Source organism: Amycolatopsis sp. MJM2582, assembly GCF_000754115.1.
Lineage (GTDB): Bacteria > Actinomycetota > Actinomycetes > Mycobacteriales > Pseudonocardiaceae > Amycolatopsis > Amycolatopsis japonica.
Genome location: NZ_JPLW01000006.1, coordinates 661,057 through 676,699, shown reverse-complemented (window position 1 = coordinate 676,699; position 15,643 = coordinate 661,057). Strand labels below are relative to the sequence as shown.

The 15,643-nt window shown below is 68.9% G+C and carries 13 protein-coding genes; 9 read left to right on the top strand and 4 right to left on the bottom strand.

What is annotated here, in order from left to right:
* Positions 1-56: 56 nt before the first annotated feature.
* From ED92_RS34165 to ED92_RS34155, 3 genes are all read left to right on the top strand, one after another.
* Complete coding sequence (locus tag ED92_RS34165) at positions 57-479, top strand: hypothetical protein (protein WP_037345510.1); 423 nt, start codon at positions 57-59, stop codon at positions 477-479.
* A gap of 43 nt (positions 480-522) precedes the next feature.
* A complete protein-coding gene (locus ED92_RS34160) occupies positions 523-1,296 on the top strand; it encodes an enoyl-CoA hydratase/isomerase family protein (protein WP_037345507.1) in 774 nt (257 codons plus the stop codon).
* Positions 1,297-1,365: 69 nt separating this feature from the next.
* A complete protein-coding gene (locus tag ED92_RS34155; RefSeq protein WP_037345505.1) occupies positions 1,366-2,775 on the top strand; it encodes a S28 family serine protease in 1,410 nt (469 codons plus the stop codon).
* Between the two features lie 75 nt (positions 2,776-2,850).
* Here the strand turns inward: ED92_RS34155 and uvrB are convergent, their stop codons facing one another.
* Together uvrB and ED92_RS34145 are read right to left on the bottom strand one after the other, a co-directional pair.
* Positions 2,851-5,007: an excinuclease ABC subunit UvrB gene (gene uvrB, locus ED92_RS34150; RefSeq protein ID WP_037345502.1), complete on the bottom strand. Its 2,157-nt coding sequence runs from the start codon at positions 5,005-5,007 to the stop codon at positions 2,851-2,853.
* Positions 5,008-5,059: 52 nt separating this feature from the next.
* The gene (locus ED92_RS34145; protein WP_037345501.1) at positions 5,060-6,385 is read right to left on the bottom strand and encodes a DUF5685 family protein; all 1,326 of its coding nucleotides are present in this window, start codon (positions 6,383-6,385) and stop codon (positions 5,060-5,062) included.
* 143 nt (positions 6,386-6,528) lie between these two features.
* On the opposite strand from ED92_RS34145, the gene ED92_RS34140 reads away from it, so the two are divergent.
* The 3 genes from ED92_RS34140 to ED92_RS34130 all read left to right on the top strand — a co-directional run bounded on the left by ED92_RS34140 (position 6,529) and on the right by ED92_RS34130 (position 10,308).
* Positions 6,529-7,044 (top strand): DUF402 domain-containing protein, encoded by a 516-nt coding sequence (locus tag ED92_RS34140; protein ID WP_037345843.1) that lies wholly within the window; start codon positions 6,529-6,531, stop codon positions 7,042-7,044.
* A gap of 138 nt (positions 7,045-7,182) precedes the next feature.
* Complete coding sequence (locus ED92_RS34135) at positions 7,183-8,697, top strand: glycosyltransferase family 39 protein (protein WP_037345500.1); 1,515 nt, start codon at positions 7,183-7,185, stop codon at positions 8,695-8,697.
* 90 nt (positions 8,698-8,787) lie between these two features.
* Entirely contained in the window at positions 8,788-10,308 is a 1,521-nt protein-coding gene (locus ED92_RS34130; protein WP_037345498.1) for a glycosyltransferase family 39 protein, read from the top strand.
* Positions 10,309-10,320: 12 nt separating this feature from the next.
* Here the strand turns inward: ED92_RS34130 and coaE are convergent, their stop codons facing one another.
* Positions 10,321-11,505 (bottom strand): dephospho-CoA kinase, encoded by a 1,185-nt coding sequence (gene coaE, locus ED92_RS34125; protein WP_037345496.1) that lies wholly within the window; start codon positions 11,503-11,505, stop codon positions 10,321-10,323.
* A 197-nt stretch (positions 11,506-11,702) separates the two neighbouring features.
* On the opposite strand from coaE, the gene ED92_RS34120 reads away from it, so the two are divergent.
* Positions 11,703-11,927, top strand: coding sequence for a hypothetical protein (locus ED92_RS34120; RefSeq protein ID WP_037345494.1), 225 nt, complete (start codon positions 11,703-11,705; stop codon positions 11,925-11,927).
* Positions 11,928-12,080: 153 nt separating this feature from the next.
* On the opposite strand, the gene rpsA is transcribed toward ED92_RS34120, so the two are convergent.
* Positions 12,081-13,580, bottom strand: a complete 1,500-nt coding sequence (rpsA, locus tag ED92_RS34115; RefSeq protein WP_037345493.1) for a 30S ribosomal protein S1 — start codon at positions 13,578-13,580, stop codon at positions 12,081-12,083.
* 302 nt (positions 13,581-13,882) lie between these two features.
* Between rpsA and ED92_RS34110 the strand changes: the two genes are divergently transcribed.
* Positions 13,883-14,734, top strand: coding sequence for a class I SAM-dependent methyltransferase (locus ED92_RS34110; RefSeq protein ID WP_037345491.1), 852 nt, complete (start codon positions 13,883-13,885; stop codon positions 14,732-14,734).
* Positions 14,731-15,633, top strand: a complete 903-nt coding sequence (locus ED92_RS34105) for a GNAT family N-acetyltransferase (RefSeq protein ID WP_037345490.1) — start codon at positions 14,731-14,733, stop codon at positions 15,631-15,633. Before ED92_RS34110 ends, ED92_RS34105 begins: the two co-directional genes overlap by 4 nt.
* The last annotated feature ends 10 nt before the right edge of the window (positions 15,634-15,643 follow it).

Sequence of the window (15,643 nt, the reverse complement as noted above, 5' to 3'; positions counted from 1 at the left end):
AAATCCTTATCTTCAGTGCGAAGGTGCCGACGCGAGAAGAAAGCGGGGACGTCACCATGACCCAGTCAGTCGAGACTCCGGTCCAAGAATTCGCTCTCGATTGGACCATGAACGCCGGCAAGGGCGGCCGGGTCGGATTCGCCGTCTCGGGCCAGGTGACACTTCTCGACAACAATCGGTTCTACAAGATCGACGGGGTCCTCTACATCTCCGAAGGCAGCGCCTACTGCCGCGAGATCGGCAATCCGCATCTGTTCGTCCGGCGCAACGGCGTCGAGGAGAGCGGCAGGCAGTGGGGCTGGGAGACCATCTGCAACCGCAAGTCGTGCAGCAGGCTGTGCTCGATGGACGCCTACTTCGTCCGCACCGGCTACTGGGCGCCCGCCGACCGCGCCATCCAGTTGAGCATCGGCGCCGAGACCGGCTGGAACCGCAAACGGTCCTTCAGCCCGACCGTCACCGTGCGCCTCAAGGATTGAGCGGTCCACTGTAGATCCCCGCGGGCTCGGGTACGGTCGGCCCATGGCCACCTCCTCGATCCGCGTGGACGACGAAGGCGGGATCGCCGTCGTCACTCTGCAGCACGGCAAGGCGAACACCCTCGACACGGAGTTCTGCCAGGAACTGACCCTCCGACTCGAAGACGTGCAGCTCGGCGGATATCGAGGGGTCGTGCTGACCGGCACCGGCGGCATCTTCTCCGCGGGTGTCGACCTGCGGCGGGTGCACGACGGCGGCACGGGCTATCTCGAGGACTTCCTGCCCGCGCTGTCGGACGCGTTCCTCTCGGTGTTCGGTTTCCCCGGTCCGGTGGTCGCGGCCGTCAACGGACACGCGATCGCCGGCGGGGCGGTACTCGCCGCCGCCTGCGACCGCCGTGTCCTCGCCGACGGCCCCGGCCGGATCGGGATCACCGAACTGCTCGTCGGCGTGCCGTTCCCGTTGGCGGCGTTGGAGATCCTGCGGTCCGGGTTCGGCGCGGACGTCTTGGCCGAACTCGCGTTCCTCGGCGAGACCCATCTTCCGGCGGACGCGCTCCGGCTCGGTCTGGTGAACGAGGTGACCGCACCCGGGGACGTTGTCGAGCGGGCGGTGGAGGTCGCCGGGAAACTCGCCGAAATCCCGGCGGCCGCGTTCGCGCACACGAAGGCGCAGCTGCACCGGCCGTTCCACGAGCGGATCGCCGAACACCGCACCGGCGACGACGCTCACGTCCTCGAACTGTGGAGCTCCCCCGAAGCCCGTGCGGCCATCAAGGCCTATGTCGACCGGGTGCTGCGCGGCTCGACCGGATAGGCGATTGCCCACCGGCGGTGACTCTGTGAGTATCCGACCGCTCAACAGGTCCCGATGGGGAGGGCATGGATGCGGAAGCTCACGGCCGCGTGGTCGGTTCTGGCGATCACCGTTCTCGCACTGGCCGGGCTGACCCCGGCCGCGCAGGCGGCACCCGAAGACATCAAGGAGGCGCTCGGGCGGATCCCCGGGCTGACCGTCGTCTCGGAGAATCCGGCGCCGACCGGATACCGGTTCTTCAAACTCACCTACACCCAGCCCGTCGACCACCGCAGGCCGGAGGGCGGCACCTTCCAGCAGCGTTTCACGTTGCTGCACAAGGAATTCCGCTCGCCGACCGTGGTGTACACGAGCGGGTACAACGTGTCGCAATCGCCCAACCGCTCGGAGCCGACACAGATCGTCGACGGCAACCAGCTGTCGATGGAATACCGCTTCTTCACCCCGTCTCGGCCGGAGCAACCGAACTGGGGCAAGCAGCTGACGATCTGGCAGGCCGCCGCCGATCAGCACCGCGCCGTCGAGGCGTTCAAGCGGCTCTACCCGGGCAAGTGGCTCGCCACCGGCGGCAGCAAGGGCGGTATGACGGCGACCTACTTCCGTAGGTTTTTCCCGGACGACGTCGACGCGACGATCCCGTACGTCGCGCCCAACGACGTCATCAACGAGCACGACCGCTACAACCGGTTCCTGGCGAACGTCGGCAACGATCCGGCCTGCCGTTCGGCCTTGAAGGCGATCCAGCGTGACGTGCTGACCCGGCGTTCCGAGTTCGCGGCGCTCGCCGCCGCCGACGCGGCCAAGAATGGCTACACGTTCAAGACCGTCGGCTCGGCCGACGTGTCGCTGGAGATCTCGGTGATCGACTCGTACTTCGCCTTCTGGCAGTACCAGCGGCAGTCGGACTGCGCGACGATCCCGAAGGCGGGCGCCCCGGCGTCCGAGGTCTACGCCTGGTTCGAACGCGTCGAGAGCCTCAACACCTACTCCGACCAGAACCTCGAGGTCTACGTCCCGTACTACTTCCAGGCGGCCTACCAGCTCGGCGCGCCCGAGTCCTACGAAGGCTATCTCCGGGATCTGCTCCGCTATCCGGGCTCCAACGTGTCACGGACGTTCGTGCCGAAGTCGGTCGACATCCCGCGGTTCGACCATCTCGCGATGCCGGACATCGACTTCTGGGTGAAGTCGCGCGGGAAGCGGCTGATGTTCGTCTACGGCGGCAACGACCCGTGGGGTGCCGAGCCGTTCAAGCTCGGCTTCGGCACGAAGGACTCCTACAGCTACACGGTGCCGGGCGGTAACCACGGCGCCCGGATCGCGCAGCTTCCCCCTGAGCAGGCCGCCGAAGCGACGAACACCGTGCGGCGATGGGCCGGTCTTCCCCCGGTCTCACCGGGTGTCAGCACACGTTCGGTGCCCGCCGGTTTCCCGGACTTCGACGCCGACCTGACCATGCTCGAACGCCGTCGCCTCTGACCCCCGCACGCGTTTCGTCCTCTGAATGCGGTACTTGCACACGCAAGGATCGCGTTCAGAGGACGAAACGCGGGGTTACTTGATGCCGGCCGCGTCCATGCCCCGGAGCTCCTTCTTGAGGTCCGACACCTCGTCGCGCAGCCGGGCCGCCAGCTCGAACTGCAGGTCGCGCGCGGCCTGCATCATCTGGTCGGTCATCTGCTGGATGAGGTCGGCCAGTTCGGCGCGCGGCATCCCGGCGACGTCCTTGTCCGCGAGCATCCCGGAGCTGCGGACGCGGTCGCCCTGCTCGGGCTTCTTGCCCCGCGAGGAGTTCCGCCCCGAGCCACCGACGGCGACCGACTCCGTGTCCTCGGCCTCGCTGTAGACGCGGTCCAGGATGTCGGCGATCTTCTTCCGCAGCGGCTGCGGGTCGACACCCCGCTCCTCGTTGTACGCGACCTGCTTGGCGCGGCGGCGATCGGTCTCGTCGATGGCGTGCTGCATCGAGTCGGTGATCTTGTCCGCGTACATGTGCACCTCGCCCGACACGTTTCGCGCCGCGCGGCCGATCGTCTGGATCAGCGACGTGCCACTGCGGAGGAAGCCCTCCTTGTCCGCGTCGAGGATCGCGACCAGCGAAACCTCGGGCAGGTCGAGACCCTCACGGAGCAGGTTGATGCCGACCAGTACGTCGAAATCGCCCGCACGCAGCTGCCGCAGCAGCTCGACCCGGCGCAGCGTGTCCACCTCGGAGTGCAGGTACCGCACCCGGATGCCCAGCTCCAGCAGATAGTCGGTGAGGTCCTCGGCCATCTTCTTGGTCAGCGTGGTGACCAGGACGCGCTCGTCCTTCTCGGCCCGCTCGCGGATCTCGTGCACCAGGTCGTCGATCTGGCCCTCGGTCGGCTTCACGACGACCTTCGGGTCGACCAGGCCGGTGGGCCGGATGACCTGCTCGACGAACTCGCCGCCCGCCTGCCCCATCTCGTACGGCCCCGGCGTCGCCGACAGGTACACCGTCTGCCCGATCCGGTCGCTGAACTCCTCCCAGGTCAGCGGCCGGTTGTCGACCGCGCTGGGCAGCCGGAACCCGAAGTCGACCAGGTTCCGCTTCCGCGACATGTCGCCTTCGAACATGCCGCCGATCTGCGGGACGGTCTGGTGCGACTCGTCGATGACCAGCAGGAAGTCGTCCGGGAAGTAGTCGATGAGCGTGGCGGGCGCGGAGCCCGCGGAACGGCCGTCGATATGCCGCGAGTAGTTCTCGATACCGGAGCAGAACCCGACCTGGCGCATCATCTCGATGTCGTACGCGGTGCGCATCCGCAGCCGCTGTGCCTCGAGCAGCTTGCCCTGCTTCTCCAGCTCGGCCAGCCGCTCCTCCAGCTCGGCCTCGATACCGCGGATGGCCTTCTCCATCCGCTCCGGGCCCGCGACGTAGTGCGTGGCCGGGAAGATGCGGACCTCGTCGACCTCTTTCACGATGTCGCCGGTGAGCGGGTGCAAGTAGTACAGCTTCTCGATCTCGTCGCCGAAGAACTCGACGCGGATCGCCAGCTCTTCGTACGCCGGGATGATCTCGACCGTGTCGCCGCGGGCGCGGAAGGTGCCGCGCGCGAAGGCGATGTCGTTGCGGGTGTACTGCACGTCCACCAGCGCGCGGAGGAAGACGTCACGGTCGAGCTGCTCGCCGACCTTCAGCTTCGTCGACCGGTCCAGGTACGACTGCGGCGTGCCGAGGCCGTAGATGCACGAGACACTCGCGACCACGATGACGTCACGCCGGGAGAGCAGGTTCATCGTCGCCGAGTGCCGCAGCCGCTCGACGTCGTCGTTGATCGACGAGTCCTTCTCGATGTAGGTGTCCGTCTGCGCGATGTACGCCTCGGGCTGGTAGTAGTCGTAGTAGCTGACGAAGTATTCGACCGCGTTGTTCGGGAACAGCTCCCTCAGCTCGTTCGCCAGCTGCGCGGCGAGCGTCTTGTTCGGCGCCATCACCAGCGTCGGGCGCTGGACGCGCTCGATCAGCCAAGCCGTCGTCGCCGACTTGCCGGTACCCGTGGCACCGAGCAGCACGACGTCCTTCTCGCCCGCGTTGATCCGGCGTTCGAGCTCGTCGATGGCCGCCGGCTGGTCACCGGCGGGCTTGTACTCGCTGACCACCTCGAACCGGCCGCCCGTCCGGGGGATGTCCGTGACGGGGCGGAAGTCCGACTGGGCGAGCACGGGGTGTTCGGATGCGAAAGCCACGGGAACCAGAGTAGGCGCAGGGTCCGACAGTTTCCGTTTCGCCTGGTCGGGATCAGCAGGAACAGTCACAACAGTTACAGCAGTCACAACCGTCACAGTTGTTGCACACTGCCTCGTGCGGCTTCCCGCTCCACGCCCCGGGGAACGGGTCCCGGCAGCAGAACTGGCACGAACAGCACATGTAGGTGGCCACCGTGCAACCGAGGAAGAACCCCCTCGGCTGGGCGGGCACCCGGAACTTCGGCGTCCAGCAGCAACCACCCTGGCCATCGACAGGCCCGTCGCCGTGCTTCCGCTTCTTCTTCGGCGGCTCCTGCGGCGGCCCTCCGCCACCGGGCGCGCCCTGCGGCGGGACCGGCCTCGGTGGCGGCGCCTGGTGCCCACCCTGCGGGTAGGGCTGCTGGGGATAAGGCGGCTGGGGATAGGGCTGCTGCTGATACGGCTGGTGGGGATGCTGTTGCGGCCGGGGCCCGGGGCCGATCCAGCCCGGCGGCGGCTGCTGGGGGCCGTGCCCGTGACCGGTGAGGTTGTGCCCGAAGGACCGTCGCACCGCCTGCCGCAGTTCGTGCACCAGCAGGGCGTGAACCAGCTTCGGCTGGTCGAACCGCACTTCGCGAAGGGCGAGTTCGACGCCGAGCACGGCGTCGTCGCACAACCGTCGTGCTTCGGCGAGGTCGGTGCCGGTGGCGGTCAGCGGGTTCCACGCGCCGGCGGCCTCGTCCTCGGCGAGGTCTTCGACGGCGTCGAGCAGGTGAGCGGCCCTGCCGAACAGGCGCCCGGCCTCGGCCAGCGGCGCGGCGTTCTCCGGACGGCCCGCGATGACCGCGGTGTGCGCGAACGCGGCCGCCGTCGCCAATTCGGCCGGTTCGGTCGCGAGGACGGCCGAATCACCCAGGTGGAGGGCACGTTCGATCTCGCCCTGCCGATCGACGGCCTCGGTCAAGACCGCCGTGTCGAAGCCGATCCGGCTGCCCGTGCGGCTCCCCTGGTCCGCCCAGCGCGTCGCGACGCGCCTCGCGGCGAGAGCCACGGAACGCCGCGCGAAGGCGCCGTCGCGGTCCTCGACGTGGTCGCTGATCTTGGCCGACGCCAGCACCAAGGAGACAGCGGCCGCGAGCTGAGCACCGCCGCCCTTCGCGACCGACGTCCCCTTCATCGCCCGAAGCGGGCAAGGGCCGGCGTCGCGCCGCCCCTCCGCACGGGGTGACTGCGCTTCGACGAGCGCCGAGATGATCAATCCGTCGTAGTTCGTCACCATTCGGGCGAGATGTCCGTGTTCGTCGCGCAGCGCCAGGCAAAGACCGCAGAGATGGGCGAGCCAATCCGCGTGCAGACCCGCGGAAAGCCGGTGGCGGCACGGCCTGATGATCCCGAACATACGTCGACTCCCACTCACCCTTATGGCGGAACCAGCGCACCTTATCCGGCCAGGCGGCTCCACTCCCCCGGAACCGCGAAACCGGTGATCGTCCACCCGGTTGGGCGGTGTTCGCGGGCGTCGGCTCCTTCCAAGATGGGCGCATGACCGCGCTGCATCCGCCGAAGGTCGAGTACTTCGACCCCGCTGCGAAGACCAACACCGACCCCAAGGGCGTCGTGAGGGACGTCGACGAATACCGCGAAGAGCCCTTCGGCCTCTACATGGCGCGGCCGACGCCGGGGCGGGCGCAGTTCCACTACCTCGAGTCCTGGCTGTTGCCGGATCTCGGCCTGCGGATCACCGATTTCTGGTTCAACCCCGGTCACGAACGCGATCAGGACTTCTACCTCGACGTCGTCGACATCCGCCGCGAGGGCGGCGTCTGGGTGGCCACCGACCTCTATCTCGATCTCGTGCTGCGGGACAAGAAGTCCGTCCAGGTGATCGACACCGACGAACTCCTCGCCGCGGTCACCGCCGGGCTGCTCTCCCCCGCCGACGGCGAACGCGCGCTCGACGTCAGTCACGCGACCGTCGACGGGCTGGCCACCCACGGCCACGACCTGCGCGGATGGCTGTCCACAAAGGACATCACACTCGGCTGGCGACGGCACTGAGCGGCCGGCATCCATCGTTCGATTGATCTTCACTCATCCCTTGGGCGAGCGGATCACGACCGGCTGATGGATACCCGGAAGGACGCCTTTGCGGAACTCTCGATCACGGAGTAACCGATCGAGAGGGGGCGGATACCCGTGGTCATCAAGACCGAGGGGCTCCTACAACACGCGGAAGTCGCGCCGTTCGCGAGGGCACCGGTACTGGCGGTCGCCGGGGCGATGGGGGCGGTTCTCGCGGCGACGGCCGGTCGCTACGGGTATTTCGGCGACGAGTTGTACTTCCTGGCGGCCGGTCGGCATCTGGACTGGGGGTATGCCGACCAGCCGCCGTTGTTGCCGCTGCTGGCCCGGCTGATGGACGGGTTCGGCGCCGATTCGCCGTTCGTCCTGCGGATCCCGGCGATGCTGGCGATGGTCGCCGGTGTCGTGCTGACCGCACTCATCGCCAGGGAACTGGGCGGTGGCCGCAAAGCGCAGACGATCGCGGCGGCGACCTTCGCGGTATCCCTCCAGATGCTGGGCAGCGGGCATTACCTGGCGACCAGCACGATCGACCCGTTCCTGTGGACACTCCTGGTGTGGCTGCTCGTCCGGTGGATGCGGACCCGCGAGGACGGGCTTCTGCTTTGGAGCGGGATGGTCACCGGATTCGCGCTGAACACGAAGTTCCTCATCGGGGGCTTCTGGGCCGTCGCGCTGGTCGCCGCGACGATATTCGGCCCCCGTGACCTCGTCCGCCGTCCGGCGCTGTGGTTCGGCGCGTTGATCGCCGCCGCGATGATCGCGCCGACGCTCGTCTGGCAGGCGGCGAACGGATGGCCGCAACTGACCATGGGCGCGGCGATCTCCCAAGAGGTCTCGGCGGGCTGGGGTGGGCGGGCCACGTTCATCCCGACACTGGTGCTCAGCGCCGGGGTTCCGGTGGGAATGATCCTGCTCGGCTACGGCCTGTGGCGGTTGCTGCGGTCCGAACGGCTGCGGCCGTACCGTTTCCTCGGCTGGACCGCGCTCGGCGTGCTCGCCCTGTTCCTGCTGGCGAACGGGCGCTACTACTACGCGGCGGGGATGTTCGCCCCGCTGTTCGCGGCCGCGGCGGTGGAGATCGAGGCGGGGCAGGCGTCGAAGTACTGGCGTTGGCTGGCCACGTGGCCGGTGTACGTCGTCGCCGCGCTGATCGCCATTCCGCAATCGCTCCCGATCCTCCCGAGGGCGGAGCTGGCGAGTGCTCCGGAGTGGGCCCGTCCGGTGTTCGCCGTCGAGGAGATCGGCTGGCGGGAGATCACGGAGTCGGTGGCGAGGGCGTACCGGACCGTGCCCGATCCGGCCCGGACCGGGATCGTGGCGGCGAAGTACTGGCAGGCGAGCGCGATCGACCATTACGGACCGGAGCTCGGGCTCCCGTCGCCGTCGAGTCCCAACCGCGGCTACGCCACGCTGCCGAGACCACCGGAATCGGCACGGGACGTCCTGTTCGTCGGGAACGACCCTTCGGGGCTTGTGCCGTACTTCACGCGGATCCGTGAGGTCGGTGTGCTCGACAACCGGGCCGGGATCACGAACACGAGTCAGGGCATGAAGATCTGGCTGGCCACCGGCCGGAACGGGAGCTGGGACACGGTTTGGCCGAAACTCACGGACTGGGGGTTCTGATGCTCCATCGGTCCTCTCACGACCGACGCGCCACGCCGTCGGCACGTAAGGTGCCAAAGGACCGGCACCCGAAAGATCTGCGAGGAATGGATGGAAGCCGCCCACGCGGCCGAAACACCGACCGTGTCCAGTGCGGCGTTCGCCCGGCTCCCGGTGGGGCTGCTCGCCGCCGCGGCCGCGGCGGTCCTGCTGGCGACGGCGTGGCGCTACGGCTACTTCGGCGACGAACTGTACTTCCTCTCCGCGGGCAAGCGGCTGGCCTGGGGTTACGCGGATCAGCCGCCGGTGCTGCCCTTCCTGGCGCTGGCGATGGACACACTCGCGCCGGGCAACGTCTTCGTGTTCCGCCTGCCGGCCGTCCTCGCGACGGCCGCCGGTGTCGTGTTCACCGGGCTCATCGCCTACGAGATGGGCGGGGACCGCCGGGCGCAGACCCGCGCCGCCGCCGCGTACGCGATCTGCGGGCAGTTCCTCGGCAGCGGGCACTACCTGGCCACGTCGACGATCGACCCGGCGCTGTGGACGCTCATCGCGTGGCTGCTCGTCCGGTGGATGCGGACGCGTGACGACAACCTGCTGCTGTGGCTGGGCGTGGCGACCGCCGTCGCGCTGAACGTCAAGCTCCTCATCGCGACGTTCTGGGTCGCCGCCGGAATCGCGATCCTGCTCTTCGGGCCGCGAGATCTCTTGCGCAGGCCCAAACTCTGGGCAGGCGCGGGGATCGCCGCGCTGTCGATGGTGCCGACGCTCTGGTGGCAGGCCGCGAACGGCTGGCCGCAGCTGGAGATGGGCGACGTCATCGCGCACGAGACCACCGGCGGCTGGAGCGGGCGGGCCGGGTTCCTGCCCGCCCTGCTCACGGGGGCCGGGCTCGGCATCGGTGTCGTCGGCGTCCTTTACGGACTCTGGGTCCTGCTGTTCTCGTCCAGGCTGCGCCCCTACCGGTTCCTCGGCTGGACGACCGTCGGCGTGATCGCGCTGTTCATCCTGTCCAACGGCCGGTACTACTACGCGGCGGGTATGTTCGGCGTCCTGTGGGCTGGTGCGGCCGTCCACTTCGGACAGTTGAAACCGTCGCTGTGGTTCCGCTGGATCCCGACCTGGCCGGTGTTCCTGCTTTCCGCGTTGTACACCCTCCCGTACGCGCTGCCGGTGTGGCCGTCCGCCTGGCTCGCGGAAGGGCGTGACGTACCGCGCCCGGCGTACGCGCTGGAGGAGATCGGCTGGCCGGATCTCGCCCGTTCGGTCGCCGACGCCTATCACCGGCTCCCGCCGGAACAGCGGGAGCGCACCACCCTCGTCACGGCCGGCTATTGGCAGGCCGGAGCGCTGGACCGGTACGGCGCCGACTACGGGCTGCCCGCCGTGTACAGCCCGAGCCGCGGGTTCTGGTACTTCGGGCATCCACCCGAGACCGCGGACAGCGTCCTGTTCGTCGGGCCGGATCCGGCGCGGCTGCTCCGGTCGTTCACCGACGCCAGGATCGTCTCGCGCGTGGACAACGCGACCGGTGTGCGCAACGTGAGCCGCGGGATGCCGATCTGGCTGGTCACCGGTCACACCGCAACCTGGGCCGAGGCCTGGCCCGCGCTACGGGAATTCCGGGTCTGACCGAGCCGGCGCCTACGGGGTCCAGCCGGTCGACTTCGCCCAGGCGTCGGCGCGAGTGAAGGCGGCGTCGACCCAGACCTGCTTCTCGTCGGTGTACTGCTCGACGGTCCCGTCGCCGGCGTGCTTCGCGGCCATGGCGTTCTTGACGGCCGCATAGGCGTCGCGTTCGTCAGGGTTCTGCCGGAGCCATTCCGGGAACAGCAGCGCGAGCCGCCAGGCCGGGGTCTCCTGCGAGCGGACGTGCAGGTTGACCGGGCGCCGGGGATCGCCGCCGAAGTGGAACCGCTTGGGCCAGGTGCCCTCTTCACCGTGCGCGTCGTCGTACCACTCCCCTTCCGCGCGCGGGAACCCCGCGTCGGAAAGTGCCTGGGCCAGCTCGTCGGCCTTGTCCAAAGTGGACACGGTCAGCTGCAGATCGAGGATGTCCTTGGCGGGCAGCCCCGGCACGGACGTCGAGCCGATGTGATCGATCCGCACGGCGTTGTCGCCCGCCACCACGCGGATCCGCGCGAGCGCCCGCTCGGCCTGCACGGGCCACGTCTCGTCGTACGGCGAGATCTTCGGCGACATCGGCGCCCGCGGCTTGCGGAGCCGCACGTTCGCCTCGAACGGGGTCAGCCGATCCGCCCACAGTGCGTCGACTTCGGCGAGCACGATGTCGGGCGCTCCGCTGTTGTCGAACCACACGTCGGCCACCGCCCGGCGCTGATCGGTCGTGGCCTGCGCCTTGATCCTGGCGCGCGCGTCCGGTTCGGCCATGCCCCGTGCCTCGACCAGGCGGCGGACCCGGACCTCCTCCGGCGCGTCGACCATGACGACGAGGTGGTACATCGGCGCCAGCCCGCCTTCGACCAGCAGCGGGATGTCGTGGACGATGATCGCGTCCGGCGCGGCGGCCGCCATCAGCTCGGCCGTCCTGGCGCCGACCCTCGGATGGACGATCGAGTTCAGCCGCTTGCGCGAGTCCTCGTCGGCGAACGCCTTCGCGGCGAGCGCGGGCCGATCGAGCGCACCGTCGGAGGCCAGGATGTCTTCCCCGAACGCCTCCACGAGTTCGGCGAGCCCCGGCGTCCCCGGTTCGACGACCTCCCTGGCGATCTTGTCGGAGTCGATGAGGACGGCGCCGTGCTCGGAAAGCCGGTTCGCCACCGTCGATTTTCCGGCGCCGATCCCGCCGGTCAGGCCCACACGCAGCATGTCGATCAGCCTAGTGGCGCGACCTGGGGTGACCGCGCAGGGTCACGAGATGTGCGCATCCGGCACAGAAGGGTGCAAAAGGCAAGTTGATAGTGACGCGAGACTCAACCTTTATGGGTGACACGCCGCGCGGTTACGCCGCATCAGGCGCCTGATTGCGTACCGTGCGCGGCGAAGGTCGCCCACACGGAGGAAAGATGGCAGACGGCAAGCACGTCGGGAGGCACCGGCTCGGTACGCCGGGCCTGGTGCACTGTGTCCTCCATCGTCCCGTAGCCGAGGCCCTCGCCGAATATCGGCGCACGTGGCTGAGCGCGCTCCTGGTCCCGGCCAAGCACAGCTTCGCCGGCCTCCGCCGCAAGGCCCGCGCCGCGGCGCTCGAACGCATCTGGGTGCCGGCCGTCCGGCCCGCCACTTCCTGACGCTTCTTCTCCCCCTACCGCATTCAGTCCTCTGGATGCGGTAGTTGCGCGCGCAAGGATCGCATTCAGAGGACGAAACGCGGGCAAAAGAAAGCGGCCCCGGTCCGTGTGGACCGGGGCCGCTGTCTGTCAGCTACTGGCTGAGCGCCTGGATCACGCGCCGCCCGACAGCTTCTCGCGGAGAGCCGCGAGCTGCTCGTCGCTGGCGAGCGTGCCACCGCTCTTGGCCTCGGCCGGAGCGGAGGTGTAGCTCTGCTCGCCCGAGTCGCCGGAGGTGACACCGGTCGCGGCGTCGGCCGCGGCTTCCGCGTCGGCCTCGGCGGCCTTGACGACCTGCTTCATGTGAGCCTCGTAGCGGGTGTGAGCCTCGGCGTACTGACGCTCCCACTCCTCACGCTGCTTGTCGAAGCCTTCCTGCCACTCCTGGGTGTCCGGGTCGAAGCCTTCGGGGTAGATGTAGTTGCCCTCGGCGTCGTACTCGGCGGCCATGCCGTACTGAGTCGGGTCGAACTCGGTCTCCGGCGTGACGCCCTCGTTCGCCTGCTTCAGCGACAGCGAGATGCGACGACGCTCGAGGTCGATGTCGATGACCTTGACCATCACGTCGCCGTTGACCTGGACGACCTGCTCCGGGATCTCCACGTGGCGCTCGGCCAGCTCGGAGATGTGCACCAGGCCCTCGATGCCCTCCTCGACGCGCACGAACGCACCGAACGGGACGAGCTTGGTGACCTTGCCCGGCACGATCTGGCCGATCGCGTGGGTGCGGGCGAACTGACGCCACGGGTCTTCCTGGGTCGCCTTCAGCGACAGCGAGACGCGCTCGCGGTCCATGTCGACGTCCAGAACCTCGACCGTGACCTCCTGGCCGACCTCGACGACCTCGGACGGGTGGTCGATGTGCTTCCAGGACAGCTCGGAGACGTGCACCAGGCCGTCGACGCCACCCAGGTCCACGAAGGCACCGAAGTTGACGATGGACGACACGACGCCCTTGCGGACCTGGCCCTTGGCGAGCGCGTTGAGGAACTCGCTGCGCACCTCGGACTGGGTCTGCTCCAGGTAGGCGCGGCGGGACAGGACCACGTTGTTGCGGTTCTTGTCCAGCTCGATGATCTTCGCCTCGAGCTCGCGGCCGACGTACGGCTGCAGGTCGCGCACGCGGCGCATCTCGACCAGCGACGCGGGCAGGAAGCCGCGGAGGCCGATGTCCAGGATGAGGCCGCCCTTGACGACCTCGATGACGGTGCCCTTGACGGGCTCGTCCTTCTCCTTGAGCTCCTCGATCGTGCCCCAGGCGCGCTCGTACTGCGCACGCTTCTTGGACAGGATCAGACGGCCTTCCTTGTCCTCCTTCTGGAGAACCAGGGCTTCGACCTCATCGCCGACGGTGACAACCTCAGCCGGGTCGACATCGTGCTTGATGGAGAGCTCGCGCGAGGGGATGACACCCTCGGTCTTGTAGCCGATGTCGAGCAGGACCTCGTCACGGTCGACCTTGACGATGGTTCCTTCGACGATGTCGCCATCGTTGAAGTACTTGATCGTCTTGTCGATCGCAGCGAGGAAGTCTTCCTCCGACCCGATGTCGTTGATAGCGACTTGCTGGGGCCCGGTGGGGGCGGTCGGGGCGGTGGCGGTGTCGGTCGTCATTAGGCGGGTTGCTCCGGTGGATGGGAAGTAGTGGGTTTGCAGTTAGGGCACCATGGGCTTCCGACATGAGGCGACCGCATAAGCAAACGTCCACAGGGAACGACCGCGAGCATCACCGCATCCGGTACGCGACCCCCTGACCCGGACGCTGAGCGAACCGGGGGAAAGAGTAGCGCGAACCCACTGCGCTAACAGATATCCTACGCGGCCCCCTGTACACGGCACAATCAGGGTCGCCCCCACGATCACGGCGGGCGGATAAGCTGTGCCGCGAAGCCCTGACCTGGGGAAAGGATATCGGTTTGAGCCAGCAGTCCGTCACCGAGCCCGATCGGCACGCACAGGCCGAGGAGCGGCTCGGCACCGCGGGGGTCGCCTACCGGGCGGTCTCGGCGCCGGAAGCGACCGCCGCGAACCTGGCGTGGTGGGACGCCGACGCCGACGACTATCAGGCGACCCACGGCGGGTTCCTCGGCGACGCTGACTTCGTCTGGTGCCCGGAAGGCGTCCGCGAGGCAGACGTCGCGCTTCTGGGTGAAGTCGACGGCAAGCGGATCCTCGAAGTCGGCTGCGGGCAGGCGGCCTGCTCGCGTTGGCTCGCCGCGCAGGGCGCCGAGGCGGTGGCGACCGATCTGTCGGCGGGCATGCTGCGGCACGCGCGGGAAGGCAACGAGCGGACCGGCACGCCCGTCCCGCTCGTGCAGGCGACGGCCGAGTCGCTCCCGTTCGCCGACGCGAGTTTCGACGCGGCCTGTTCGGCCTTCGGCGCGGTGCCGTTCGTGGCGTCGGTGGACGTCGTCTTCGCCGAAGTCCACCGGGTGCTCCGGCCGGGTGCCCGCTGGGTGTTCTCGGTGACCCATCCGATGCGCTGGATCTTCCCCGACGACCCCGGTCCGCAGGGCCTCACGGTCACGCAGCCGTATTTCGACCGCACGCCTTACGTCGAGGTCGACGAAGAGGGCGTCGCGACGTACGTCGAGTACCACCGCACACTCGGCGACTACGTCCGCGCGCTCTCCGACGCCGGCTTCGCGCTCACTGATCTCATCGAGCCCGCTTGGCCGGAAGGGCACACCCGCACCTGGGGACAGTGGAGCCCGTTGCGCGGCAAGCTCTTCCCCGGCACCGCGATCTTCTGCACCCAACGGGGATGACCCCGGCGGCGGAACGACAGCGGGCGCGGTTCGCCGCGCTCGACCCGTTGCTCCCGCCGCCTCCCCCGCTCCCACCGGGCGACCCCCTCGAAGCAGGCGGCGCCAGCGGGACGATCACGCACGTGCGGTTCGCGGCGGGTTCCTGGCAACGGCTCTGGAGCCCCGCGCATCTGCAGATCCTCTCCGCCGTCCTTCCCCTCGACGCCGTCGCGGGCATGAGCGCGTTGCTTTCCGCCTGGCGCGAACGAATCGCGCTCGCCGACGCCGAACCGGATTCGTCGTGCACGGTCACCTGGCCCAGCCGTGACGTCGCGGTCTCACGGGCCCTGCTCGACCACGGGCTCGCGCCGCAACTGGCGCTGGCCGTCCGCGCACCCGCGGCGGGGGAAGCCCATTCCGTACCCGGCGTGACCATCCGCGCGTCGACGCGGGGCGATCTGGAGGAGATCGTCGGCCTCCGGTTCGAAGAACTTCGCTACACCTCGCTCGTCGGCCACGGTGCCGTCCGGCCCGGCGCCCAAGCCCTGCTCGCCGAAGAGGTCCGGCGCGGCCTGCAGTTCGGCGGCCGGGTCTGGATCGCCGAGGAGGAAGGTCTCACGGTCGGGATGGTGACCGGCGGAAAGCGCTCCCCGATCCCCGGAGACGCGCTCGCCGGACGCCTGCCGCCGGGCGAATGGGGCTACGTCGGAACGCTCGCGGTCACCGCGGCCGCGCGGGGGCGCGGGATCGGGCGCGCGCTGACCGCCGTCGTGCACGACGAGCTGTTCTCGCCGTCGCTGCGCGGTACCTTCGTCTCGTACAATCCGGCGAATCCGCTGTCCCCGGTGTTCTGGCACCGGCAGGGTTATCGTCCTCTGTGGACGACGTGGGCGGCCGCCCCGGCCGCGGCCCTTCGGTAGCGGATCCCGG

What these genes read in the sequence shown, in the direction of transcription:
- ED92_RS34105 (WP_037345490.1), top strand. Translation starts at nt 14,731, where the DNA reads ATGACCCCGGCGGCGGAACGACAGCGGGCGCGGTTCGCCGCGCTCGAC.
- rpsA (WP_037345493.1), bottom strand. Translation starts at nt 13,580, where the DNA reads ATGACGACCGACACCGCCACCGCCCCGACCGCCCCCACCGGGCCCCAG.
- ED92_RS34165 (WP_037345510.1), top strand. Translation starts at nt 57, where the DNA reads ATGACCCAGTCAGTCGAGACTCCGGTCCAAGAATTCGCTCTCGATTGG.
- coaE (WP_037345496.1), bottom strand. Translation starts at nt 11,505, where the DNA reads ATGCTGCGTGTGGGCCTGACCGGCGGGATCGGCGCCGGAAAATCGACG.
- ED92_RS34160 (WP_037345507.1), top strand. Translation starts at nt 523, where the DNA reads ATGGCCACCTCCTCGATCCGCGTGGACGACGAAGGCGGGATCGCCGTC.
- ED92_RS34145 (WP_037345501.1), bottom strand. Translation starts at nt 6,385, where the DNA reads ATGTTCGGGATCATCAGGCCGTGCCGCCACCGGCTTTCCGCGGGTCTG.
- ED92_RS34140 (WP_037345843.1), top strand. Translation starts at nt 6,529, where the DNA reads ATGACCGCGCTGCATCCGCCGAAGGTCGAGTACTTCGACCCCGCTGCG.
- ED92_RS34130 (WP_037345498.1), top strand. Translation starts at nt 8,788, where the DNA reads ATGGAAGCCGCCCACGCGGCCGAAACACCGACCGTGTCCAGTGCGGCG.
- ED92_RS34120 (WP_037345494.1), top strand. Translation starts at nt 11,703, where the DNA reads ATGGCAGACGGCAAGCACGTCGGGAGGCACCGGCTCGGTACGCCGGGC.
- ED92_RS34155 (WP_037345505.1), top strand. Translation starts at nt 1,366, where the DNA reads ATGCGGAAGCTCACGGCCGCGTGGTCGGTTCTGGCGATCACCGTTCTC.